Genomic DNA, 22,152 nt, shown 5'->3' with positions numbered 1-22,152 from the left:
TTGTTTTACTCCTAATGGTCTTAACCCGGATTCACCCCCCAGAACCCGGGTTTTTTTTGCCTGCGATTTAACCTTTTACGTGTGCCAGCGGGAACAGCCGCTTGAAATTGGCCGTGGTCTGCTCGGCAAACCGCTCGTAGGGTTCACCGCGCAACATTGCCAGAAATTCCGCTACTTCACGCACGTACTGCGGCAGGTTTGGCTTGCCGCGATGGGGAATCGGCGCCAGGTAGGGCGAATCGGTCTCCACCAGCAAGCGGTCGGCCGGCACTTTGCTGGCCACATCGCGCAACGCATCGGCATTGCGAAAAGTGACAATCCCGGACAAGGAAATGTAATAGCCCATGTCCAGCGCAGCCTTCGCCATGTCCCAGTCTTCGGTAAAGCAGTGCAATACGCCCGCCTGGGGCAATGCCGCTTCGCGCAGCAAGTCCAGGGTATCGGTGCGGGCCCCGCGGGTGTGGATGATCACCGGTTTGCCGGTCTGCTGCGCCGCTTGCAGGTGCAGGCGAAAGGATTCCTGCTGCAACTGCGCTGCCTCCGGCTCGTAATGGTAATCGAGGCCGGTTTCGCCGATGGCGACCACACGCGGGTGATTGAGTTCCTGCAACAGCCAGTCCAGCGCCGGCGCGGCACCGGGCTGTACATCCAGAGGGTGCACGCCCACCGAGCAGTCGACGTCGTCATAACGTTCGGCCAGGGCTTTGACGTCGGCCGCGTTGTCCGCGCTGACACCGATACACAGAAAGTGCCCTACCCCGCGCTGCCGGGCGGCATCCAGGGCAGCATCCAGGGAGCTGTCGTGGGCGGCCAGGTCGAGGCGATCGAGGTGACAATGGGAGTCTACGAGCATAAAGGGCTGCAACTTACATCGAATGGATGGGACGGTCCGGGGTACTGATACTCGGATACTGATACTCAGAGTCTAGGCGCAGGCAGTCATCTTTGGGCAGGCAACGACGCCCATTGCACCAGCAAGGCCTCCAGCAGCAAGGCCGGATTGAGGTTGGCCTTGCTCAAGACTTTCTGTCGCTGGGCGAGGATCCAGTCCTGGATATCGAGGACTTTGCCCTGGGCGCTTTTCTGCGCCAGGTATTGCACGACCTTGCGCATGTCGGTCAGGCCGAGGCCGGCTTCGTCCTGGGTCAACTGATAGCGCAGGATCAGGCTCGACCAGTCGCAGAACCAATCGAACAGGCGCAACATCGGAATGTTTTTCCATTCTTCGGCCAGTTGCGTCGGTGACTGCTGTTGCTTGAGGAGTTTCTTCACCCCTTCCACGACTTGCATGCGCTGCTCACGCACGCCCTGGGCCTGGAGATTGACCGCCGCCAGTGGCGAACCGGCGGCCAGCGTCAGCAACTCGACGCGCTCCTCTTCGGAACATTCCGGCAATGCCTGGGCCAGCCACTTCAAGCTCATGGCCTCGCCCGGCAGCGGACAGGCCTGCTGCACACAGCGACTCTTGATGGTGGGCAGCAAGCGGCTCGGCTGATGGCTCACCAGCAATAAAACCGTATCGCCGGACGGTTCTTCAAGGCTCTTGAGCAAGGCGTTGGCGGCGTTGATGTTCATCGACTCGACCGGCTCGATCAACACCACTTTGCGTCCACCCAACTGCGCGGTCTGCACCACGAAACCGACCAGATCGCGAACCTGATCGACCTTGATCGCCTTGTCGGCTTCTTCCGGTTCAAGGATGTAGTTATCCGGGTGGCTGCCAGCCTTGAGCAGCAGACAGGACTTGCATTCGCCGCAGGCCTCCAGCGCCGTCGGGCGCTGGCACAGCAAGCTGGCCATCAGGCGCTCGGCCAGTGCCCGCTTGCCGATCCCGGCCGGGCCATGCAGCAGGTAGGCGTGCGCGTGCTGCGCGCGCCCCGCCAGGTGCTGCCAGAGGTTTTCCTGCCACGGATAGGCCTCAGCCACGGCTCAACTCCAGCAGGCGCGGCAACAAGGCATCCAGCGATTGCTGAACCTGTGCCAAGGGTTGGGCCGCATCGACCAGCACATAACGCGCCGGATCCGCCTTGGCCCGCTTGAGGAACGCATGGCGTACGGCATCGAAAAAAGTCCGGCCTTCGAGTTCGAAGCGATCCAGGCGGCCACGTGCGCTGGCGCGGGCCAGACCCACCTCGACAGGCAGATCGAAAATCAGTGTCAGGTCCGGGCGCAGATCGCCTTGAACGAAGGTTTCCAGAGCCGCGATGCGCTCAAGCGACAAGCCACGGCCGCCGCCCTGGTAGGCGTAAGTCGAATCGGTAAAACGATCACACAGGACCACGGCACCGCGGGCCAGCGCCGGGCGAATCACTTCTGCCAGGTGCTGGGCACGCGCCGCGAACACCAACAGCAACTCGGTATCCGGGTTCATGACTTCGTCGACGGGAGCCAACAACACCTCACGGATACGCTCGGCCAACGGCGTGCCCCCCGGCTCGCGGGTCAGCACCACCTCGATGCCGGCGGCGCGCAAGCGCTCGGCCAGGTATTCTCGATTGGTGCTCTTGCCGGCGCCTTCCGGGCCTTCCAGAGTAATAAACAAGCCAGTCACAGGCAGTCCTTAGTCAGAGTCATTGCGGGCTTTTCGGTGCGTTGGCATCGGGTTCCGGTGCTTCAGGAGCTGGCGCAGGATCTTGCGCCAGCACTGGCGGCAGCGCCTCGAGAGCCGTGTTCGGTGAAGCAGCCGGGATCGGTGCCTGCTCCTGCGAAGCCTTGGCCTCCTGCGTACCGTTTTGCTCAGTCTGGATCGGCGCTGTCTCTGGCGTGGCAGTGGGCGCCGGGCTGGAGCGGTAATCGGCGCGACGCTTGAGCTGGAACTCCTTCACGGCATTGTTGTGGGCATCCAGGTCGTCGGAGAACACGTGAGTGCCATCACCACGCGCCACGAAGTAGAGGCTGTTGCCCTCCACCGGATTGAGCGCCGCATGGATGGCTTCGCGACCGACCATGGAAATCGGCGTCGGCGGCAAGCCCGCATTCATGTAGGTGTTATAGGGCGTCGACTCCTTGAGGTGAGCCCGGGTCAGCTTACCGCTGTAGCGGTCGCCGAGGCCATAGATCACCGTCGGGTCGGTCTGCAGCAGCATGCCCATCGCCATGCGTCGCACAAACACGCCGGCAATCTGCCCACGCTCCTGCGGCACGCCGGTTTCCTTTTCCACCAACGAAGCCATGATCAGCGCCTGGTAGGGTTCGGTGTACGGCACATCGGAAGAGCGCTGCTGCCATTCCTTGGCGAGCACTTCGTCGAGGCGGTCGTAGGCGGTTTTCAGCAGTTCGATATCGGACATGCCGCGCACGTAACGATAGGTGTCAGGGAAGAAACGCCCTTCCGGAAAAATCCCGGTGTGGCCCAGCTTGTCCATGACCTGGCTATCGCTCAAACCGTCGAGGCTATGATCAAGCTTCTCTTCCTTGGCCAGCGCTGCGCGAACCTGGCGGAAATTCCAGCCTTCGACCAGAGTCAGGCTGTACTGAACCATTTCCCCGCGCTTCCACAGGTCGATCAGGCCTTCGACGGTCATGCCCGGCTGCATGCGATACTCACCGCTGTGCAGGGGTTGTTTGCCGAGATTGAAGCGCCAATACACGCGCAGCCAGAAGGCGTCCTTGATGACACCATTGGCTTCGAGTCGGTAGAAGGTGCGGGTCGGCGTGGTGCCCTTGGGCACATCCAGCAATTGTTCCTGGGCAATGTTCAGCGGCTGTACCAGCGCCGAATGAATTTTCCAGGCTGAAGCACCCATCAGCAGCCCTGCCAGAACCACTCCGGTTTCCAGCAGCAGCAAGAGTTTACGTCTCACGTATCAAGCATCCAGTAGCACACGGGCAATGGTTTGGAGTTTACGGGTGAGCGGCCCAACCGGCCAGTGAAGAGCAGCATAGGCACGTACCGGCCAGATACCATACACGCTGTTGCAGACAAAGACTTCGTCAGCCCATTGCAGCTGTTCGAGGGGGATATCGGTGATTTGCGTGGGAATTCCCAGCGACCCGGCCTGAAACAATAGTTCGGCACGCATCACGCCGGCCACGCCGCAGCGCTTGAGGTCAGCCGTGATGAGCACACCGTCACGCACCAGGAACAAATTGCTGAACACGCCTTCGATCACGCGCCCGGCCTGATCGAGCATCAAGCCTTCGGCATGCTCGGTGTCCTGCCATTCGGCACGGGCGAGGACTTGTTCAAGTCGATTCAGGTGCTTGAGGCCGGCCAGTAATGGCTGCCTGGACAATCGGGTGGCGCAAGGAAACAGTCGAACACCCTGCTCGCCATGCGCGGCAGCATAAGCCGCAGGTGGATTGCCTTGCAGAATGCGTCGAGCCTGGGCCGAAGGATCGGGCGCGTAACCGCGCAGACCGTCGCCGCGGGTGAGAATGAGCTTGAGCACCCCGCCACCCAGTAGCGCTGCGTAGGCCAGCAGTTCGCTGCGGATCAATTCCTGATCGGCAGCAAGCGCCAGACGCGAGCAGCCATCCGCCAGACGCGACAGATGCCGCTCCAGCAACACCGGCTTCCCGTTGCGCACAGCGATGGTCTCGAACAGACCATCGCCATAAGCCAGGCCGCGATCCTTCAGCGACAAAGCGTCAGCCGGCTGACCGTCGACCCAGCAGTCCATCAGCCTGCGAACCGGCGGAACACCAGCGAGCCGTTGGTGCCGCCAAAACCGAAGGAGTTGGACACGACCACATCGATATCCATGTTGCGCGCGGTGTGCGGCACGAAATCGAGGTCGCAGCCTTCGTCCGGCTCATCAAGGTTGATGGTCGGCGGCGCTACCTGGCTGTTGATGGCCAGCACGCTGAAGATCGCCTCGACCGCGCCCGCCGCACCCAGCAGGTGGCCGGTCATGGATTTGGTCGAACTGACGGCCAGCTTGTAGGCATGCTCGCCGAACACCGACTTGATCGCATTGACTTCAGCAAGATCGCCTGCGGGAGTCGACGTGCCGTGGGCGTTGATGTACTGCACTTGATCGCCATTGATCTTCGCATCGCGCAGCGCATTGGTGATGCAGCGGGCAGCACCCGCGCCATCGGCAGGTGGCGAAGTCATATGGTAGGCATCGCCGCTGGTGCCGAAGCCAATGAGTTCGGCGTAGATGGTCGCACCACGGGCCTTGGCATGTTCCAGCTCTTCCAGAACCAGCGCACCGGCACCATTGGACAGCACGAAGCCGTCGCGGCCCTTGTCCCATGGACGGCTGGCGCGGGTCGGCTCGTCATTGCGGGTCGACAGCGCGCGCGAGGCACCGAAGCCACCCATGCCCAGACCGCAGGCCGCCATCTCGGCGCCGCCGGCAATCATCACGTCGGCTTCGTCGTACATGATGTTGCGGGCTGCCATGCCAATGCAGTGGGTACCGGTGGTACAGGCCGTGGCGATGGCGTAGTTAGGCCCCTGTGCCCCCAGATGGATGGACAGGAAACCGGAAATCATATTGATGATCGAGCCTGGCACGAAAAACGGGGAAATCCGTCGTGGGCCGGTCTCGTGCAGCGTGCGGGCGGTTTCTTCGATATTGGTCAGACCGCCAATACCCGAGCCCATGGCCACGCCGATGCGTTCGCGGTTGGCGTCGGTGACTTCCAGACCGGCGTTGCGCACCGCCTGAAAACCTGCGGCCAGACCGTATTGAATGAACAGGTCGAGCTTGCGGGCTTCCTTGACCGACAGGTATTCCTCGACATTGAAGTCCTTTACCGAGCCGCCAAAACGGGTGGAATAGGCAGAAAGGTCGGCGTGTTCGATCAGACCAATGCCACTGCGGCCAGCCAGAATGCCCTGCCAGCTGCTCGGCACATCCGTGCCCAGTGGCGACAACATACCCATACCGGTGACTACGACGCGTCTACGCGACACAGCACTCTCCTTTTTTTCAAATGACGACTTTGCATCAGGCCTAAAGAAAAAACCGCACGCCATGATGGCAGTGCGGTTTTTCCATGACAGCGAGCAACGATTACAAACTATTACGCCTGGTGGCTGGTAACGTAGTCGATTGCAGCTTGTACAGTAGTGATCTTCTCGGCTTCTTCGTCAGGGATTTCGGTCTCGAATTCCTCTTCCAGAGCCATCACCAGCTCAACGGTGTCAAGGGAGTCGGCACCCAGGTCTTCAACGAAGGAAGCAGTGTTGACCACTTCTTCTTCTTTAACGCCCAGTTGCTCAGCAACGATTTTCTTGACGCGCTCTTCGATGGTGCTCATACCTTGTTTTCACTCCTAATGGACAAATTCAGGCAGCTGGCCAGTGGGTAAGTGTATAGAAAGGCTTTTCAGCTTTTCAACTGAAAGCTTCACTCCTCGAACCCGGTGACCCTCTGCCTATAAATAGATTGCAGCTTTATAACGGATTTTAGACAGCTCGTATGACATTTTTTTGAAGCAATCCGTCACATTTGAATTACATGTACATCCCGCCGTTCACCGGGATTGTAGCTCCGGTAACGTAAGCCGCACCGTCCGACGCAAGAAAAGCGACCACGGACGCGATCTCTTGAGCCTGCCCCAGACGACCCAGCGGAATCTGCGTCTGCAAGGCTTCACGCTGCGCCTCGGGCAGTTCACGGGTCATATCGGTATCGATGAACCCTGGGGCCACCGAGTTTACCGTAATCGCACGCGAACCGACTTCACGCGCCAATGCACGACTGAAACCTTCCAGACCGGCCTTGGCGGCAGCGTAGTTTACTTGGCCTGCGTTGCCCATGGCACCCACAACCGAACCAATACTGATAATTCGGCCCCAACGGGCTTTGGTCATGCCACGCAAAACGCCCTTGGACAGGCGGAACAGACTGTTCAGATTGGTATCGACAACGTCGTGCCACTCGTCGTCTTTCATGCGCATCATCAGATTATCGCGGGTGATACCGGCATTGTTGACCAGGATCGCCGGCGCACCGAACTGCTCCTGGATGCTCGCCAGGACCGCCGCCACGGACTCGTCACTGGTGACATTGAGTTCCAGGCCGGTGCCCTGAATACCGTTTTCCTTCAGGGTCGCGGCAATACGCTCGGCACCCGACGCGGAAGTCGCGGTACCGACAACGATGGCGCCCTGACGACCCAGTTCCAGGGCGATAGCCTGGCCGATGCCACGGCTTGCACCGGTGACCAGTGCAACTTTACCTTGCAGACTCATGCAAGCTTCTCCTGATTCAGGCCAACGCTGCACGGGCGGCAGCGAAGGCATCTGGGGTATTGAGGTTGGATGTCGATACGCCTTCGGCGCAACGCTTGTTCAGACCGGCCAGCACTTTACCCGGGCCGCACTCGACCAGATTGGTCGCGCCCCTGGCAGCCAGCGCCTGTACGGATTCGACCCAGCGTACGGGCTTGTACAGCTGTTCGAGCAGATCACGCTTGAGGGTTTCCAGATCGGCCGGCACTTCGGCGCTGACGTTCTGGACCACAGGAATCTGTGGCGCCTGCCAATTGATCGCGGCGATCGATTCGGCGAAACGCTCAGCAGCCGGACGCATCAGCTCGCAGTGGGACGGCACGCTGACCGGCAGTGGCATGGCGCGCTTGGCACCACGCGCCTTGCAGCCTTCGATGGCGCGTTCAACCGCAGCCTTGGCACCGGCGATGACCACCTGGCCCGGCGAGTTGAAATTCACCGCGCTGACCACTTCGCCTTGCGCCGCTTCGGCACAGGCTGCCAGTACGTCGGCATCGTCCAGCCCCAGGATGGCAGCCATGCCGCCCTGCCCGGCCGGAACGGCTTCCTGCATCAGTTGGCCACGACGCTCGACGAGTTTCACCGCGTCGCCCAGGCTCAGGCTGCCCGCTGCCACCAGCGCGCTGTATTCACCCAGGCTGTGCCCGGCGACGTAGGCCGGACGCGCACCACCTTCGGCCAACCACAGACGCCACAGGGCGATCGAGGCGGTCAGAATGGCCGGTTGGGTTTTATCGGTTTGATTGAGTTGCTCTTCCGGCCCTTGCTGGGTCAGTGCCCACAGGTCGTAACCCAGTGCATCGGAAGCTTCTTTGAATGTTTCAAGGACAACCGGATGTTGTGCGCCCAACTCGGCCAGCATGCCGAGGGACTGCGAACCCTGTCCCGGGAAGACGAATGCGAGGGAAGCAGACATGTAACAAGCCCCTAATGATCTTGTCGTCGGAGAAATGGCGCCCCGCTTTGGGGACGCAAGAAACTGACAGTTGGATGGCCCATCGAACCAAGCGGTCACATTTAAGCATTGTCCGACGAAAACGCCTAAAGCAACAAATCCTCCAGACGACCGTGCAGGCGCTCGGGAAGGTTTTCCTGAATCTCGATCATGGCGCGCGAAATGGCGCTTTGGAAACCCTGGACCCCGGCAGAACCGTGGCTCTTCACCACAATCCCCTGCAAGCCGAGAAAGCTCGCGCCGTTATGCCGGGCAGGCGCCAGTTCGGCCTGCAGGCGCTTCATCAACGGCAGCGCCAGCGCGCCGACCGCACGTGAGGCCAGGCTCTTCTTGAACAAGGCCTCGATGCGCCCGGCAATCATGGTCGCCAGGCCTTCGCTGGATTTGAGCAGGATGTTGCCGACAAAACCGTCACACACCACCACATCCGCTTCGCCACGATACAAACCGTCGCCCTCGATAAAGCCGATGTAATTGATGCCCCGGGCGCCTTGCAACAAAGTCGCCGCCAGCTTGACCTGCTGATTGCCCTTGATGTCTTCGGTGCCGATGTTCAGCAATGCCACCCGTGGACGGCTGATGCCCAGCGTCTCCGCCGCCACCGACCCCATGACCGCAAACTGCAACAGATGCTCGGCACTGCAATCGACGTTGGCGCCCAGGTCGAGCAATTGGCAGTAACCCTTTTGTGTCGGGATCGCCGCCACCATGGCCGGACGGTCAATGCCCGGCAGGGTCTTGAGCACGAATCGCGACAACGCCATCAGCGCACCGGTATTGCCGGCACTGACACAGGCCTGGACTTTGCCGTCGCGCAGCAGTTCAAGGGCCACGCGCATCGATGAGTCGGGCTTGCCTCGCAAGGCCTGGGCGGGTTTTTCGTCCATGCCAATGACTTCGCTCGCCGGAGCAATCGACAGACGCGCGCGATCCACAGCCGAATGGCCAGCGATCAATTCTTCAAGAAGGGAGGGTTGACCGACGAGGGTCAGGTGCAGCGAGGGTGTAGCGGACAGGCAAGCAAGGCTGGCCTGAACAATGCTGCGGGGACCGAAGTCCCCGCCCATTGCGTCAATCGCGATGACTTGAGCGGACAAGTGATTACTCGTCAGCGCCCTTGTCGATCACTTTACGGCCACGGTATACGCCTTCTGGCGATACGTGGTGACGCAGGTGAACTTCACCGGTGGTTTTTTCTACAGACAAGGTGCTAGCCTCGAGAGCGTCGTGCGAACGGCGCATGTCACGGGCAGAGCGGGATTTTTTGTTCTGCTGAACAGCCATAATTGATTAACTCCTAAACGTTTGGGTCACGCTTTAACTGCGCCAATACACTGAACGGGTTGGACCGCGTTACCTCGTCCTCGCTCGGTTCGGGCTCATCTGCTCCCGCCGGCTGCTGGCATTCTTCCGGATGATGAGCAGGCACAATGGGCAAGGCGAGCAGAAGCTCCTCCTCGATCAGTGACTGCAGATCCAATGGATCTTCGCCCAGTTCCAGCACGTCATAACCTTTCGGCAACGACTGGGTATTCGCACCCTCCTTCACCACAGCGTAACTGCATTCGCTATGGATCGGCAGGGTGACCAGCTCAAGACAACGCTGGCAAACCATTTTGACTTCAGTGTCGATAAAGCTGTGGATGACCACAGATTTACGTTCATCTCGTTCAAAAACGAATTTAGCCTGCACCGTACCGACATTGTCGGAAAGCGGGTCGCAGAGTCTCTCCAAATCGGCCAGCAGCATTTCACCTTGAAGGGTGGTGCCACGATCAGCCAATTTGCGCGGGTCAACGTGAGGTGGAATCGGGTCATTCAACATAGGCGCAGCATTATAGGGATGCACCCGCCCATGTCAAAGGAAATTCAGCCCTGTCCGTCACTTGGAAGCCTCGCTAGAATTCGCACCTGCCTTATGGAGATGCGCATGCTGCCTTTATTACTCGCTTCCGGCTCGGTCTATCGCCGGGAATTGCTGGCCCGCCTGCAACTGCCATTCACTTGCAGTTCGCCGGATATCGACGAAAGCCATCGCCCGGGCGAATCCGCCATCGCGCTGGTCAAGCGCCTTGCCGAAGAGAAAGCGCGCGCCCTGGCCGCCAGCCATACCGCTCATCTGATAATCGGCTCCGACCAGGTCGCCGTGCTGGGAGAGCGGATAATCGGCAAGCCCCACACCTTCGAAAAAGCCCGCGAACAACTGCTGGCCGCCAGCGGCGCCAGCGTGACATTCCTGACCGCCCTGGCCTTGCTCAACAGCCGGACAGGGCACTGCCAGGTCGATTGCGTGCCGTTCACCGTACACATGCGCACACTCGACGCCACCCGCATCGAGCGCTACCTTCACGCCGAGCAACCCTACGATTGCGCAGGCAGCTTCAAGGCCGAAGGCCTGGGTGTCAGCCTGTTTCGCAGCACCGAGGGTCCTGACGCCACCAGCCTGATCGGCCTGCCGCTGATTCGCTTGATCGACATGTTGCTGGCCGAAGGCGTGCAAATACCCTGAAAGCAAAAAATCGCAGCCTTCGGCAGCCCCCACAGTTGATCTGCGTGCAGGAGCTGCCGAAGGCTGCGATCTTTTGACCTTAAAGCCAACTTAACGCAGCGACGGACCGTTAAACCCCATCCACATCGCCAGATGCTCAGCCACGCTGGCGCCGAGTTTTTTCGAGAAGCGATCGAATGTCGACTCCTGAACGGTAAAGTCCACCAGCTCTTTCTCGCCGATCACATCCCTCGCAACCGAACTGGCATTGCCCAGCCCATCGATCAACCCCAGTGGCAGCGCCTGCTCGCCGGACCAGACCAGACCGGAGAACAGCTCCGGATGCTCCTTGTCCTTCAGGCGATCGCCGCGCCCTTGCTTGACGCTGTTGATGAACTGCTTGTGGGTCGTATCGAGCACACCCTGCCAGAAAGCGGTTTCTTCCGGCTTCTGTGGCTGGAACGGATCGAGAAACGACTTGTGTTCGCCCGAGGTGTAAGTGCGACGCTCGACACCCAGCTTCTCCATGGTGCCGACAAAGCCGTATCCGGCCGCCGTCACACCGATGGAGCCGACCAGGCTCGCCTTGTCGGCGTAGATCTGATCCGCCGCGCTGGCGATGTAGTAAGCACCGGAAGCCCCCAGGTCGGAAATGACCGCATACAGCTTGGTGTCCGGATGCAGGCCGCGCAGGCGACGGATCTCGTCATAGACATAACCCGACTGCACCGGACTGCCGCCCGGACTGTTGATACGCAGGATGACGCCCTTGACTTTCTTGTCCTCGAAAGCCGCGCGCAGGCTGCCAACGATATTGTCTGCGCTGGCCGGCTCCTTGTCGGCAATCATGCCTGTCACATCGATCAACGCCGTGTAATTGGCACTGAGGGTAGCGGCCTTTTCCATATCCATCAGCGGCGAAAACAGAGCAACAACGCCGAAAAGATACACAAAAATCAGCGACTTGAAGAATATCCCCCAGCGACGGGACCGACGCTGTTCCTGCACACTGGCCAGCAGCGTCTTCTCCAGCAGCTTCCAGCTCTTGTCGTCACCGCTCTCTGCGCTCGCCTTGGCGGGCGCCTTCCATTCGTCGGTCATGCCGTCCACCCCAAAAACTACCGGTTAAGCCTGCTGACTCAGCCAGGCGTGCAATTCTGAAAAACGGTCGATGGCCAGTCGCGGCTCATACAGCCTCAACGCATCGATCGATTGAGCGCCATAGCTTACGGCCACCGACCCCATGCCGGCGTTGCGTGCCATCTGCAAATCAAAGGACGAATCACCGACCATCAATGCCTGATCCGGGCGAACCTCGCAATGCGCGAGAATCTGCTCGAGCATCAGCGGATGGGGCTTGCTGGCGGTCTCGTCGGCGGCACGAGTGATGTCGAAGTAATCCTCCCAGCCATGGGCCTTCAACACCCGATCCAGCCCGCGACGGGCCTTGCCGGTCGCCACAGCCAGATGATAACCCTCGGCACGAAATGCCTCGAGCGACTCGACCACACCCTCGAACAACGGCGAAGGCACGGCCTCCGACGCAATGTAATGTTCGGCGTAGTGCTCGCGAAACGCGATCAGTTCGGCGTCATCGATCTCGGGGTACAGGGTGCGGATCGCTTCCGGCAAACCCAGGCCGATGATGCCCTTGACGGCAAAATCGTCGCGCTGCTCAAAACCGGAGCGCCGGGAGGCAACATGCATCGCCTCGACAATCCGGCCAATGGAATCGGCCAGCGTGCCGTCCCAATCGAAGATCAGCAGCTTGTAATCAGATGGGCGCACTCAATCGCTCCACAGTCTTGGCCCACATCTCGTCGACCGGGGCCTGCAACTTCAGCTCGCCGCCATCAGGCAACGGCACGGTCAGCATGTAGGCATGCAGGAACAGGCGCTTGCCGCCCAGATCGCGGATTTCCTTGCTGAAACCTTCTTCGCCGTACTTGGTGTCGCCAGCGATGCAATGCCCGGCGTGCAAGGTATGCACGCGGATCTGGTGAGTCCGGCCGGTAATCGGCTTGGCTTCGATCAGGGTGGCAAAGTCGCCGAAACGGCGCAGGACCTTGAACACGGTCACGGACTCCTTGCCCTCCTCCTCGTCGACCTCGACCATGCGCTCGCCGGAGCGCAGATTGCTCTTGCCCAGCGATGCACGGACCTGCTTGATCGAGCTCGCCCAGTTACCGCGGACCAGCGCCATGTAGCGCTTGTCGACACCATCACCGCGCAGCGCAGTGTGCAGGTGACGCAACATGCTGCGCTTCTTGGCGATCATCAACAGGCCGGACGTGTCACGGTCGAGACGGTGAACCAGTTCGAGCTCCTTGCAATCGGGGCGCAACTGACGAAAGGCTTCGATCACCCCGAACGTCAGGCCGCTACCGCCGTGAACAGCAATGCCGGCGGGCTTGTTGATCACGATCAGGGCCTTGTCTTCGAAGACAATCGAGGCTTCGAGCCGCTGCAGCAGGCCTTGTGCCAGTGGCACCGGCTCGTCGCGCTCAGGCACGCGAACCGGCGGCACGCGCACGATATCGCCCGCCTGCAGCTTGTACTCGGGCTTGATCCGACCTTTGTTCACGCGCACTTCGCCCTTGCGCAAAATGCGGTAAATCAAGGTCTTGGGCACGCCTTTGAGCCGGGCGAGAAGGAAATTATCAATACGTTGGCCGGCATATTCCGGCGAGACCTCAAGCAGTTGTACGCCTGGAGTCGGGGGGGTAGTCGTCGTCATGCCGCGGATGATAACAATTTTTTATGGAATTGAAGCACTTAATCATTGCTGCTATAGTCGCGAACGTCGCCAAAAGCGGCCTGGACAGCGGACCAACGGTCAAAAACCGGCCCTGACCAACGCAATTCACCAGGACGCGAGGCCGTCCTACGGGGCTTTCGCTACGTAACGGTGGAGTTTGCAGGTGTAACGAGCGCAGGTGACATGAGGCCTGAATCACGCCACAAAGCAGAGTTTTCCACTCGTTTTGCGAGCCATATTCACGGCCAGTTCACAAAGTGCAGTCAGCTGCGAATGACCCCGAGCGAAGGCATCGGAAACAACGCCTAAATTAGCCATGATGCGTGACCTCCCCTTTCGGAGCTCACGGTAAATGCCAACCCGCTGCGGATTCTGCGCGCGGCAGCACCCGAATTATCAGGGATACGTGTAGGGTGGAGATGCACAACCGCCGGACTGTGTAGCAACAGGCTTTCTCCAGACGCTTCATCTCGTCCACAGCCGCTGGTTGATTCCTCCTCCTGACTGAGTGCTTAAGTAGCCACAGCAAGCAGGACGCGTACGTCGCGATGAAGGCCCACATTGGCCGGACTTCGCTGGACACGGGAAATGGCCAACCACTCCCGACGCACCTGACACCGACCGTGAGAAGTCGTGTGTGCCGAACGCCGTTTCCGGCAGCCCGGAAACCGACGGTACTACATGAAAAGAATGCTGATTAACGCAACTCAACCCGAAGAGTTGCGTGTTGCACTGGTAGATGGCCAGCGCCTCTACGACCTGGACATCGAATCCGGTGCACGCGAGCAGAAGAAGGCCAACATCTATAAAGGCCGGATTACTCGCATCGAACCAAGCCTTGAGGCTGCCTTTGTCGATTTCGGCTCTGAGCGCCACGGCTTCCTGCCCCTCAAAGAAATCTCCCGCGAATACTTCAAGAAAGCCCCGGAAGGTCGCGTCAACATCAAGGACGTCCTGAGCGAAGGCCAGGAAGTCATCGTTCAGGTCGAAAAAGAAGAACGTGGCAACAAGGGCGCCGCCCTGACCACCTTCATCAGCCTGGCCGGTCGTTACCTGGTGCTGATGCCGAACAACCCGCGTGCCGGCGGTATCTCCCGTCGCATTGAAGGCGAAGAGCGCAACGAACTGCGTGAAGCCCTGAACGGCCTGGTTGCCCCGGCCGACATGGGCCTGATCGTGCGCACTGCCGGCCTTGGCCGCAGCAGCGAAGAAATGCAGTGGGACCTCGACTACCTGCTGCAGCTCTGGACCGCCATCAAGGAAGCCTCGCTGGACCGCGCCGCGCCGTTCCTGATCTACCAGGAAAGCAACGTGATCATCCGCGCGATCCGCGACTACCTGCGCCAGGACATCGGCGAAGTGCTGATCGACAGCGTTGAAGCCCAGGACGAAGCCCTGACCTTCATCCGCCAGGTGATGCCGCAGTACGCCAGCAAGATCAAGCTCTACGAAGACAGCGTTCCGCTGTTCAACCGTTTCCAGATCGAAAGCCAGATCGAAACCGCTTTCCAGCGCGTCGTCGAACTGCCTTCCGGCGGTTCCATCGTGATCGATCCGACCGAAGCCCTGGTGTCCATCGACATCAACTCGGCGCGCGCCACCAAAGGCAGCGACATCGAAGAAACCGCGCTGCAGACCAACCTTGAAGCGGCCGAAGAAATCGCCCGTCAGTTGCGCCTGCGCGACATCGGCGGCCTGATCGTCATCGACTTCATCGACATGACCCCTGCCAAGAACCAGCGCGCGGTGGAAGAGAAAGTCCGCGAATGCCTGGAAGCCGACCGCGCTCGCGTGCAAGTCGGTCGCATCTCGCGCTTCGGCCTGCTGGAAATGTCCCGTCAGCGCCTGCGTCCATCCCTGGGCGAAAGCAGCGGCATCGTCTGCCCGCGTTGCAACGGCACCGGCATCATCCGTGACGTTGAATCGCTGTCCCTGGCGATCCTGCGCCTGATCGAAGAAGAAGCCCTGAAAGACCGTACCGCCGAAGTTCGTGCACAAGTGCCGATCCCGGTGGCTGCGTTCCTGCTCAACGAAAAACGCAACTCGATCACCAAGATCGAACTGCGCACCCGCGCCCGCATCGTCATCCTGCCGAACGATCACCTTGAGACGCCGCACTTCGAAGTGCAACGCCTGCGTGATGACAGCCCGGAAGCGGCGACCAACCAGTCCAGCTACGAAATCGCCGCTGCCGCTGCCGAAGTCGAAGAAGTTCAGCCAGCCGCAGCGACCCGCACCCTGGTTCGCCAGGAAGCCGCGGTCAAGACCGCTCCGGCCCGCGCCAACGCTCCGGTTCCGACCGAAGTTGCCGCTCCGGCCCCGGCTCCGGCCGTCGTGCCGGAGCCAAGCCTGTTCAAAGGCTTGGTGAAGTCGCTGGTGAGCCTGTTCGCCACCAAGGAAGAGCCTGTCGCGCCGGTTGTGGTTGAAAAGCCAGCCGCCGAGCGTCCGGCCCGCAACGAAGAGCGTCGCAACGGTCGCCAGCAGAGCCGCAACCGTAACGGTCGCCGCGATGAAGAGCGCAAGCCTCGCGAAGAACGTGCACCGCGTGAAGAGCGCGCTCCGCGTGAAGAGCGTCAGCCACGCGAAGTGCGCGAGCCTCGCGAGTCCCGTGAAGAAACGCCGGCAGTAGCCCGCGAAGAACGCGCACCACGCGCGCCTCGTGAAGAACGTGCGCCGCGCGCTCCGCGTGAAGATCGCAAGCCTCGTGGCGAGCGTGAAGAACGTGTGCGTGAACTGCGCGAGCCTCTGGATGCCGCTCCGGCTGCTCCGGCCGCCGCTGCTACCGCAGAAGAGCGTCCAGCTCGCCAGCCACGTGAAGAGCGTGCTCCACGCCCACCGCGTGAAGAGCGTCAGCCTCGTGCCGAACAAGCTGCCGCCGCCGCTGCCGAAGAAGAACTGACCACCAACGAAGAGCAACTGCAGGAAGAGGGTCAGGAAAACGCCGAAGGCGATCGTCCACGCCGCCGTTCCCGTGGCCAGCGTCGTCGCAGCAACCGTCGCGAGCGTCAGCGTGACGCCAACGGCAACGTGATCGAAGGTTCGGAAGAGTCCGAGTCCGGCGAAAACGCTGAAGCGCCAAGCACTGCCGATCTGGCCGCCGGCCTGGCTGTCACCGCAGCCGTTGCCAGCAGCGTGATCAGCGCTCCAGCCGAAGCTGAAGCCAATGTGCAAGCCGAACGCGCCACTGCCGCGACCCTGGAAGCAGCTCAGGTTGAAGCTCCAGCCGTTGAAGCGACCACACCGGTCGAAGTCACCGCCTCGCCGGAAATCGAAGTGGCGCCAGCGCCAGAAGCTCAGCCTGCCGTTGAAGCGGCTGCCGAGCCGGCTCCAGTGGTTGAAGCACCTGCCGTAGCTGCAGAAGCTGTCGTCGAGACCGTGACTGAAACCGTTCGCGAAGTGCGTGAAGAGCAAACGGCGTTCAACTGGGTGGCCGAGCCAGCCGTCGCTGAAACACCAGCGCCTGCTGCCGAGACCCAAGTGGCCGAAGCCATGGTTTCCGAGCCGGTAGTGGCCGCCGCGGAACCGGCCCCGGCGCCGGAGGTTGAAGCACCTGTCGTTGAAGCTCCTGCTGTTGAAGCTGAGGTCGTTGCCCAAGCGCCTGCGCCGGTCGTCGAAGCCGCGCCTGTCAGCGCCCTGACGCCAAGTGGCCGTGCGCCTAACGACCCACGTGAAGTGCGTCGTCGCAAGCGTGAAGCCGAGCGTCTGCAGAAGGAAGCTGAACTGGCTGCCGCTGCGGCTCCGGTTGAAGCGGTTGAGGCAGCGCCTGCCCCGGCCGCCGAAGTGGTTGCCGAGCCGGCTGAGTCGGTGATCCACGAAGCGCCGCGTTCCGTTCAGGACGCGGTAGAGCAACACGAGCAAGCCCTGGAAAAAGAGCACGAGACCAAACCTCTCGCCTGATTCCATCGGCCACTGAAAAGCCCCGCCTGGTGATTCCAGGCGGGGCTTTTTTATATCCGGACTTCACCGCAATCCCTTGTGGGAGCGGGCTTGCTCGCGAAGGCGGTGGATCATCCAACATCTCAGTTGACTGCCAGGCCGTCTTCGCGAGCAAGCCCGCTCCCACAGGGGGGTCACCTCCAGAACTACTTGAAGACCAACGCCTGCGGCACATCCACATCCCACAACACACCGGGATCATCCACGGCCACTTCGATCACCCGCCCTTGGGCAAACAGCGGTTTCGCGCCACGATCCCCCGATAGCGCCATCAACCCCGCTGCGAAGTCCCGCCCAAACCCGACCGGATGCCCATATTTACCGCCCTGTACCGGAACACTGATACTGTCATTGCCAATACCCGCCACCACCCGCTCGATACTGGACGGCAGGATGAATGGCATATCCCCCAGCACCATCAGCCAGCCATCGAGTTGTTTGCAGGCAGCGACTCCGGCGGCAATGCTGTCGCCCATTCCCGTCGATTCGATCAGCACAATCTCGCAGCCATAGGCCTGAGCCATGCGAATCACCTGTGGGCGGTCAGCAGTGGTCACCAATACGCGTTTGCCCAGCGTCGCCGGCAAGTTGACCAATGTGTGCTCGATGACGGACCGCACCACGCCGTCACGCCCGGTGCAATCGGCCACCAACTTATCCTTTTCAGCACCCGCCACCTGACGAAACCGGCTGCCCTGCCCCGCCGCCAGTAGGACGACGCCAATGGACTCGCTCATACCTTCTCCCGCAAGACTTTCTTCTGTTTCAGTTCGACGCCATTTTTGACTGCGACGATTTCCGCCATGAGCGACAAGGCAATTTCCGCTGGATTATGACTGCCGATGTGCAAGCCGATCGGACCATGCAAACGGTCAATCGCCGGTTGCGACAAACCCAGTTGAGCCAGGTTTTCCCGGCGCTTCTGGCTGTTGACCCGCGACCCCAGTGCTCCAACGTAAAAGGCTTTGGAATCCAGGGCCGTGAGCAACGCCATGTCGTCCAGGCGCGGATCATGGGTCAAGGCCACGATAGCCGTGCGTTCATCGGTCTGGATATTCAATACCGCCTCATCCGGCATGCCCGAGACGAATCGTCCGTGCTGCTCTTCCCAGCCATAGACGAACTCGCTGCGTGGATCGCAAATCAGCACCTCGAAATCCAGCAGGCGGGCCATTTCCGCGACATAGCGCGACAGCTGCCCCGCGCCGATCAACAGCAAGCGCCAACGCGGCCCATAGATCGCCCGCAAGGTCAGACCGTCGAACGTCAAGACGTCAGCTTTAGTGGCCGACCGCAGAAGCACTTCGCCGGTGGCCAGGTTCAGTTCACGGGCAACGATTTCATGGGCCTCGCATCGGGACAGCAGTTGCTCGACCCAATCCCCATCGTCGATGCGCTCCTCGGTCAAGCGCAAGGTGCCGCCACAGGGCAAGCCGAAACGCGCGGCTTCCTCGCGGGTCACGCCGTACGTGATCAGTTGCACCGGCGGCCCGTCCAGTGCGAGACGGCCGTCGTGCAGCCGGGCGATCAAGTCATCCTCGACACACCCGCCGGAAACCGAACCAATCACCACGCCGTCTTCACGCAGGGCCAGCATGGCGCCGGGTGCCCGGGGCGCCGTGCCCCAGGTTTCGACCACGCTGTACAACACCACCCGCTGACCGGCGCGCTGCCATTGCAGCACACTGCGCAGGACGTTCAGGTCGGCGCTGTCCATCAGGCTCCGGCCTGCTGCCAGCCCGACAACTGATAACGAACCGGCAGGTTGCGGATGCGTTTGCCGGTGGCTGCAAAGATCGCATTGCACAGGGCCGGCGCAATCGGTGGCACGCCCGGTTCACCGACACCGCCCAATGGCACCTCACCCGGCGGCGTCACCAGATGCACAGCCACTTCTTTCGGCGCCAGGGACATGCGCGCCACTTCGTACATGTGGAAGTTATCCTGCTGGACCTTGCCGTCCTTGAAGCTGATTTCCCCCAGCACCGCATTACCCAGGCCCATGACGCAGGCGCCCTCGAACTGCGCGCGAATCCGCTCGGGATTGATCTGCGGTCCGCAATCGACGGCGATGTCGGCCTTGTGCACCACCAGTGTGCCGTCGTCTTTGACCTCCACCTCGATCACCGCCGCCACATAGGTCACGAAGCTGTAATGCACCGCCAGGCCCAGGCCGCGGCCCTTGGGCAGCTCACGCCCCCAACCCGCGGCTTTGGCGGCGGTCTCCAGTACTGTGCGCAGACGCGCGGTGTCGATCGGATACCGCTCGGGGGATTCACCGTAGTTCCACTCTTCGCTCAAGGTGCGCGGATCGATCTGGCGGTCCGGGCCGAGCAATCTGATCTGGTACTTCAGCGGATCTTCCCCGGCCTTGTGCGCCAGCTCATCGATAAAACTCTGGATCGCGAAGCCATGGGGAATGTTCGACACCGAGCGATACCAGCCGACGCGGGTATGCACCGTGGCCTCGGGGTTTTCCAGGCGAATGTTGGGGATCGCATACGCCATGTTGGTGAAACCCATGCCCAGTTCGAACGCCGCCTCATGGTTCATGCCTGGCGCAAACAACGCCGTGATGCTCGGCGCGACCGTACGGTGCAACCAGCCGGACGGCAGGCCGTCCTTGTTCAGGCTGGCCTTGAGGTATTCGGCCGATACGGTGTGGAAGTAGGAACAATGAATGTCGTCTTCGCGGGTCCATTGCACCCGCACCGCTTTACCGGGGAATTCCTTGGCGAGGATCGCGGCTTCGATGATGAAGTCGGGCTTGGACTTGCGCCCGAACCCACCGCCCAGCAAGGTCACGTTGAACGTGACCTTTTCGAACGGCAGCCCCAGGCGTTCACCGATCCGCTCCCGGGTGACCTGCGGCGCCTGGCTTGGCCCCCAGGCCTCGCACGCACCGTCCTTGAACCGCGCAATGGCGACCATCGGTTCCATCGGCGACTGTGACAAATGCGGCAAGTAGTAAGAGGCTTCCAGCGTACTGTCGGCGCTGCTCATGGCCTCGTCTATGTTGCCGGTATTGCGCACCACCTTGCCAGGCTTGAGCGAGGCTGCTTCGAGCTCCTTGCGATAGGCGATCGAGTCGTAGCTGGCGTTGGGGCCATCATCCCACTCGATTTTCAGCGCCTCGCGGCCCTTGATCGCCGCCCAGGTATTGCTCGCCACCACGGCGATGCCACCCAGGGGCTGGAACTCCGAAGGCAACGGACGGCTTTCGATCTGCAGCACCTTGACCACGCCGGGGACTTTCATCGCCGCACTGGCGTCGAAACTTTTGACTTTGCCGCCATACACCGTGGGCCGCGCAATGGTCGCGTACAGCATGCCGTCGAAATGCACGTCGGCACCGTACACCGCACGGCCGTTGACGATGTCTTCACCGTCGATGGCCTTGGTGCCTTCCTTGCCGATGTAACGGAATTCCGAAGGCTGCTTGAGCCTCAGGCTGTCACGGGCCGGTACGGCCAAAGCGCTGGCAGCGGCGGCGAGCGCGCCATAATCCAGTTCGCGGCCCGAGGGTTTGTGGATGACTTTATGCAGTTGCGCATGGCACTCGCCCACCGACACTTTCCACTGGTCAGCAGCGGCCTGTTCCAGCATGGCGCGTGCAGCAGCCCCGCAACGACGCATCGGTTCGTACCAGTGGCGCATGCTGCGTGAGCCGTCGGTGTCCTGGTTGCCGAAGCGTGCCTCATCGCCCGGGGCCTGCTGTACCTTGACCCGCGCCCAATCGGCTTCCAGTTCATCAGCCACCACCATGGTCAGGCTGGTGCGCACGCCCTGCCCCATTTCCGAGCGGTTGCAGATCACGGTCACCGTGCCATCGGCGGCGATGCTCACATAGACTTTCGGATCGTCGACCCAGCCGTGGGGCATGCCGTCGGCACCGAACTTCTTGTCTTTTTCTTCGGCAAAGGCGTCTTGCCAGCCCCAGCTCGCCGCCAATACCAGCGCACTGGTGGCACCCACACCTTTGAGAAAGCCGCGGCGACTGAGCTGGCTCAGATTGCTCAGGGTGAAATCATTCGGTAACCGGCTCATGCCTTGGCCTCCTTCAGGTGAGTGGAGGCCTGGCGGATGGCGGTCTTGATGCGGTTGTAGGTGCCGCAGCGGCAGATATTGCCGACCATCGCCTCTTCAATCTGCTCGTCGCTGGGGTTCGGGTGGGTCTTGAGCAGCGCTGTCGCCGACATGATTTGCCCACCCTGGCAGAAACCGCATTGAGCGACCGCCGTGTCGAGCCAGGCTTGCTGGACCACTTTGCCGATCGGGTCGGCGTGCAGGTTGTCGATGGTGCTGACATTCTGACCGACGACGGAACCGATGGGCGTGATGCAACTGCGTGCCGGTGCCCCTTCGATATGAATGGTGCAGGCCCCGCACAGGCCCATGCCGCAGCCGAACTTGGTGCCGTTGTAACCGGCCACGTCGCGGATCGCCCAGAGCAGCGGCATGTCCTCGGTGACGTCGAGTTGATGGTCTTGACCATTGAGTTTCAGGGTAATCATGGGCACGCCCGCACGGATCTTGAGTGATGGGGTCGAGCAATCTGCCGCTGGATCTCGGTGGGTCGCACGCAGATCGACTCAGGCTAATCGGCTCTCTTGTGCGGACGCAAACGGTCTGCACCGGGCCTTTGGTGGAGCAAGAGTGTGCATCGTTAGCTGACTAAGTTAACCGAGCATTAACAAAAAAAAGCCCTGCTGAGACAGGGCTTTTTAGCTGCAAGCTTTAAGCTGCAAGCTTTAAGTAAAAGCAAAACAGCGAAGAGCCTGAATTTAAGGATTGTAGCTTGCCGCTTGAGGCTTGTAGCTCGCGGC

At 61.0% G+C, this 22,152-nt stretch carries 21 protein-coding genes; 2 read left to right on the top strand and 19 right to left on the bottom strand.

Annotated features, from left to right (window positions below; translation table 11 throughout):
• Positions 1-67 precede the first annotated feature (67 nt).
• From BSF40_RS00850 to BSF40_RS00795, 12 genes are all read right to left on the bottom strand, one after another.
• Entirely contained in the window at positions 68-853 is a 786-nt protein-coding gene (locus BSF40_RS00850; protein ID WP_095963760.1) for a TatD family hydrolase, read from the bottom strand.
• Between the two features lie 86 nt (positions 854-939).
• Positions 940-1,926: a DNA polymerase III subunit delta' gene (locus BSF40_RS00845; protein WP_095963759.1), complete on the bottom strand. Its 987-nt coding sequence runs from the start codon at positions 1,924-1,926 to the stop codon at positions 940-942.
• On the bottom strand, positions 1,919-2,551 hold the full coding sequence (gene tmk / locus BSF40_RS00840; protein ID WP_015096378.1) for a dTMP kinase: 633 nt from the start codon (positions 2,549-2,551) through the stop codon (positions 1,919-1,921). Before tmk ends, BSF40_RS00845 begins: the two co-directional genes overlap by 8 nt.
• 19 nt (positions 2,552-2,570) lie before the next feature.
• A complete protein-coding gene (gene mltG / locus BSF40_RS00835; RefSeq protein WP_095963758.1) occupies positions 2,571-3,803 on the bottom strand; it encodes an endolytic transglycosylase MltG in 1,233 nt (410 codons plus the stop codon).
• Positions 3,804-3,806: 3 nt separating this feature from the next.
• Positions 3,807-4,622, bottom strand: coding sequence for an aminodeoxychorismate lyase (pabC, locus tag BSF40_RS00830; RefSeq protein ID WP_095963757.1), 816 nt, complete (start codon positions 4,620-4,622; stop codon positions 3,807-3,809).
• Positions 4,622-5,866 carry a beta-ketoacyl-ACP synthase II gene (fabF, locus tag BSF40_RS00825; RefSeq protein WP_095056620.1) on the bottom strand — a complete coding sequence of 415 codons (1,245 nt, stop codon included), beginning with the start codon at positions 5,864-5,866 and terminating at the stop codon, positions 4,622-4,624. Before fabF ends, pabC begins: the two co-directional genes overlap by 1 nt.
• A gap of 110 nt (positions 5,867-5,976) precedes the next feature.
• Positions 5,977-6,213, bottom strand: coding sequence for an acyl carrier protein (acpP, locus tag BSF40_RS00820; protein WP_003175607.1), 237 nt, complete (start codon positions 6,211-6,213; stop codon positions 5,977-5,979).
• 196 nt (positions 6,214-6,409) lie between these two features.
• Positions 6,410-7,150, bottom strand: coding sequence for a 3-oxoacyl-ACP reductase FabG (gene fabG, locus BSF40_RS00815; protein WP_007977052.1), 741 nt, complete (start codon positions 7,148-7,150; stop codon positions 6,410-6,412).
• Positions 7,151-7,166: 16 nt separating this feature from the next.
• Positions 7,167-8,105 (bottom strand): ACP S-malonyltransferase, encoded by a 939-nt coding sequence (fabD, locus tag BSF40_RS00810; protein WP_007977053.1) that lies wholly within the window; start codon positions 8,103-8,105, stop codon positions 7,167-7,169.
• A 125-nt stretch (positions 8,106-8,230) separates the two neighbouring features.
• Positions 8,231-9,241, bottom strand: a complete 1,011-nt coding sequence (gene plsX / locus BSF40_RS00805; RefSeq protein ID WP_083884590.1) for a phosphate acyltransferase PlsX — start codon at positions 9,239-9,241, stop codon at positions 8,231-8,233.
• A 4-nt stretch (positions 9,242-9,245) separates the two neighbouring features.
• Entirely contained in the window at positions 9,246-9,428 is a 183-nt protein-coding gene (gene rpmF / locus BSF40_RS00800; RefSeq protein ID WP_003179396.1) for a 50S ribosomal protein L32, read from the bottom strand.
• A gap of 13 nt (positions 9,429-9,441) precedes the next feature.
• On the bottom strand, positions 9,442-9,969 hold the full coding sequence (locus BSF40_RS00795) for a YceD family protein (RefSeq protein ID WP_007942001.1): 528 nt from the start codon (positions 9,967-9,969) through the stop codon (positions 9,442-9,444).
• A 105-nt stretch (positions 9,970-10,074) separates the two neighbouring features.
• Between BSF40_RS00795 and BSF40_RS00790 the strand changes: the two genes are divergently transcribed.
• Positions 10,075-10,653: a nucleoside triphosphate pyrophosphatase gene (locus BSF40_RS00790; RefSeq protein WP_095963756.1), complete on the top strand. Its 579-nt coding sequence runs from the start codon at positions 10,075-10,077 to the stop codon at positions 10,651-10,653.
• A gap of 90 nt (positions 10,654-10,743) precedes the next feature.
• Here the strand turns inward: BSF40_RS00790 and BSF40_RS00785 are convergent, their stop codons facing one another.
• The 3 genes from BSF40_RS00785 to rluC are packed head-to-tail and all read right to left on the bottom strand — an operon-like array spanning position 10,744 to position 13,369.
• Positions 10,744-11,733: a S49 family peptidase gene (locus tag BSF40_RS00785; RefSeq protein ID WP_095963755.1), complete on the bottom strand. Its 990-nt coding sequence runs from the start codon at positions 11,731-11,733 to the stop codon at positions 10,744-10,746.
• Positions 11,734-11,757: 24 nt separating this feature from the next.
• A complete protein-coding gene (locus BSF40_RS00780; RefSeq protein ID WP_095963754.1) occupies positions 11,758-12,420 on the bottom strand; it encodes an HAD-IA family hydrolase in 663 nt (220 codons plus the stop codon).
• Positions 12,407-13,369: a 23S rRNA pseudouridine(955/2504/2580) synthase RluC gene (gene rluC / locus BSF40_RS00775; RefSeq protein ID WP_095963753.1), complete on the bottom strand. Its 963-nt coding sequence runs from the start codon at positions 13,367-13,369 to the stop codon at positions 12,407-12,409. The genes BSF40_RS00780 and rluC overlap by 14 nt, the downstream gene beginning before the upstream one ends.
• Before the next feature lie 702 nt (positions 13,370-14,071).
• Here rluC and rne point away from each other — a divergent pair.
• The gene (gene rne / locus BSF40_RS00765; protein WP_095963752.1) at positions 14,072-17,287 is read left to right on the top strand and encodes a ribonuclease E; all 3,216 of its coding nucleotides are present in this window, start codon (positions 14,072-14,074) and stop codon (positions 17,285-17,287) included.
• Between the two features lie 185 nt (positions 17,288-17,472).
• Here the strand turns inward: rne and BSF40_RS00760 are convergent, their stop codons facing one another.
• From BSF40_RS00760 to BSF40_RS00745, 4 genes are read right to left on the bottom strand one after another with little or no spacing between them, the layout of a single operon-like run.
• Positions 17,473-18,063: an NTP transferase domain-containing protein gene (locus BSF40_RS00760; RefSeq protein WP_095963751.1), complete on the bottom strand. Its 591-nt coding sequence runs from the start codon at positions 18,061-18,063 to the stop codon at positions 17,473-17,475.
• Entirely contained in the window at positions 18,060-19,043 is a 984-nt protein-coding gene (locus tag BSF40_RS00755) for an XdhC family protein (RefSeq protein WP_095963750.1), read from the bottom strand. The genes BSF40_RS00760 and BSF40_RS00755 overlap by 4 nt, the downstream gene beginning before the upstream one ends.
• Complete coding sequence (locus tag BSF40_RS00750; RefSeq protein WP_095963749.1) at positions 19,043-21,373, bottom strand: xanthine dehydrogenase family protein molybdopterin-binding subunit; 2,331 nt, start codon at positions 21,371-21,373, stop codon at positions 19,043-19,045. Before BSF40_RS00750 ends, BSF40_RS00755 begins: the two co-directional genes overlap by 1 nt.
• On the bottom strand, positions 21,370-21,840 hold the full coding sequence (locus tag BSF40_RS00745; RefSeq protein ID WP_015096391.1) for a (2Fe-2S)-binding protein: 471 nt from the start codon (positions 21,838-21,840) through the stop codon (positions 21,370-21,372). The genes BSF40_RS00750 and BSF40_RS00745 overlap by 4 nt, the downstream gene beginning before the upstream one ends.
• Positions 21,841-22,152 lie beyond the last annotated feature (312 nt).

It is taken from the genome of Pseudomonas sp. ACN5 (assembly GCF_002303975.1).
In the GTDB taxonomy this organism is placed as follows: domain Bacteria; phylum Pseudomonadota; class Gammaproteobacteria; order Pseudomonadales; family Pseudomonadaceae; genus Aquipseudomonas; species Aquipseudomonas laurylsulfatiphila.
Note: the sequence above shows the minus strand (reverse complement) of the source record. Positions and strands in the feature narration are given on the sequence as shown.

What these genes read in the sequence shown, in the direction of transcription:
- BSF40_RS00850 (WP_095963760.1), bottom strand. Translation starts at nt 853, where the DNA reads ATGCTCGTAGACTCCCATTGTCACCTCGATCGCCTCGACCTGGCCGCC.
- pabC (WP_095963757.1), bottom strand. Translation starts at nt 4,622, where the DNA reads ATGGACTGCTGGGTCGACGGTCAGCCGGCTGACGCTTTGTCGCTGAAG.
- acpP (WP_003175607.1), bottom strand. Translation starts at nt 6,213, where the DNA reads ATGAGCACCATCGAAGAGCGCGTCAAGAAAATCGTTGCTGAGCAACTG.
- fabG (WP_007977052.1), bottom strand. Translation starts at nt 7,150, where the DNA reads ATGAGTCTGCAAGGTAAAGTTGCACTGGTCACCGGTGCAAGCCGTGGC.
- fabD (WP_007977053.1), bottom strand. Translation starts at nt 8,105, where the DNA reads ATGTCTGCTTCCCTCGCATTCGTCTTCCCGGGACAGGGTTCGCAGTCC.
- rpmF (WP_003179396.1), bottom strand. Translation starts at nt 9,428, where the DNA reads ATGGCTGTTCAGCAGAACAAAAAATCCCGCTCTGCCCGTGACATGCGC.
- BSF40_RS00795 (WP_007942001.1), bottom strand. Translation starts at nt 9,969, where the DNA reads ATGTTGAATGACCCGATTCCACCTCACGTTGACCCGCGCAAATTGGCT.
- BSF40_RS00790 (WP_095963756.1), top strand. Translation starts at nt 10,075, where the DNA reads ATGCTGCCTTTATTACTCGCTTCCGGCTCGGTCTATCGCCGGGAATTG.
- BSF40_RS00785 (WP_095963755.1), bottom strand. Translation starts at nt 11,733, where the DNA reads ATGACCGACGAATGGAAGGCGCCCGCCAAGGCGAGCGCAGAGAGCGGT.
- rluC (WP_095963753.1), bottom strand. Translation starts at nt 13,369, where the DNA reads ATGACGACGACTACCCCCCCGACTCCAGGCGTACAACTGCTTGAGGTC.
- rne (WP_095963752.1), top strand. Translation starts at nt 14,072, where the DNA reads ATGAAAAGAATGCTGATTAACGCAACTCAACCCGAAGAGTTGCGTGTT.
- BSF40_RS00760 (WP_095963751.1), bottom strand. Translation starts at nt 18,063, where the DNA reads ATGAGCGAGTCCATTGGCGTCGTCCTACTGGCGGCGGGGCAGGGCAGC.
- BSF40_RS00755 (WP_095963750.1), bottom strand. Translation starts at nt 19,043, where the DNA reads ATGGACAGCGCCGACCTGAACGTCCTGCGCAGTGTGCTGCAATGGCAG.
- BSF40_RS00750 (WP_095963749.1), bottom strand. Translation starts at nt 21,373, where the DNA reads ATGAGCCGGTTACCGAATGATTTCACCCTGAGCAATCTGAGCCAGCTC.
- BSF40_RS00745 (WP_015096391.1), bottom strand. Translation starts at nt 21,840, where the DNA reads ATGATTACCCTGAAACTCAATGGTCAAGACCATCAACTCGACGTCACC.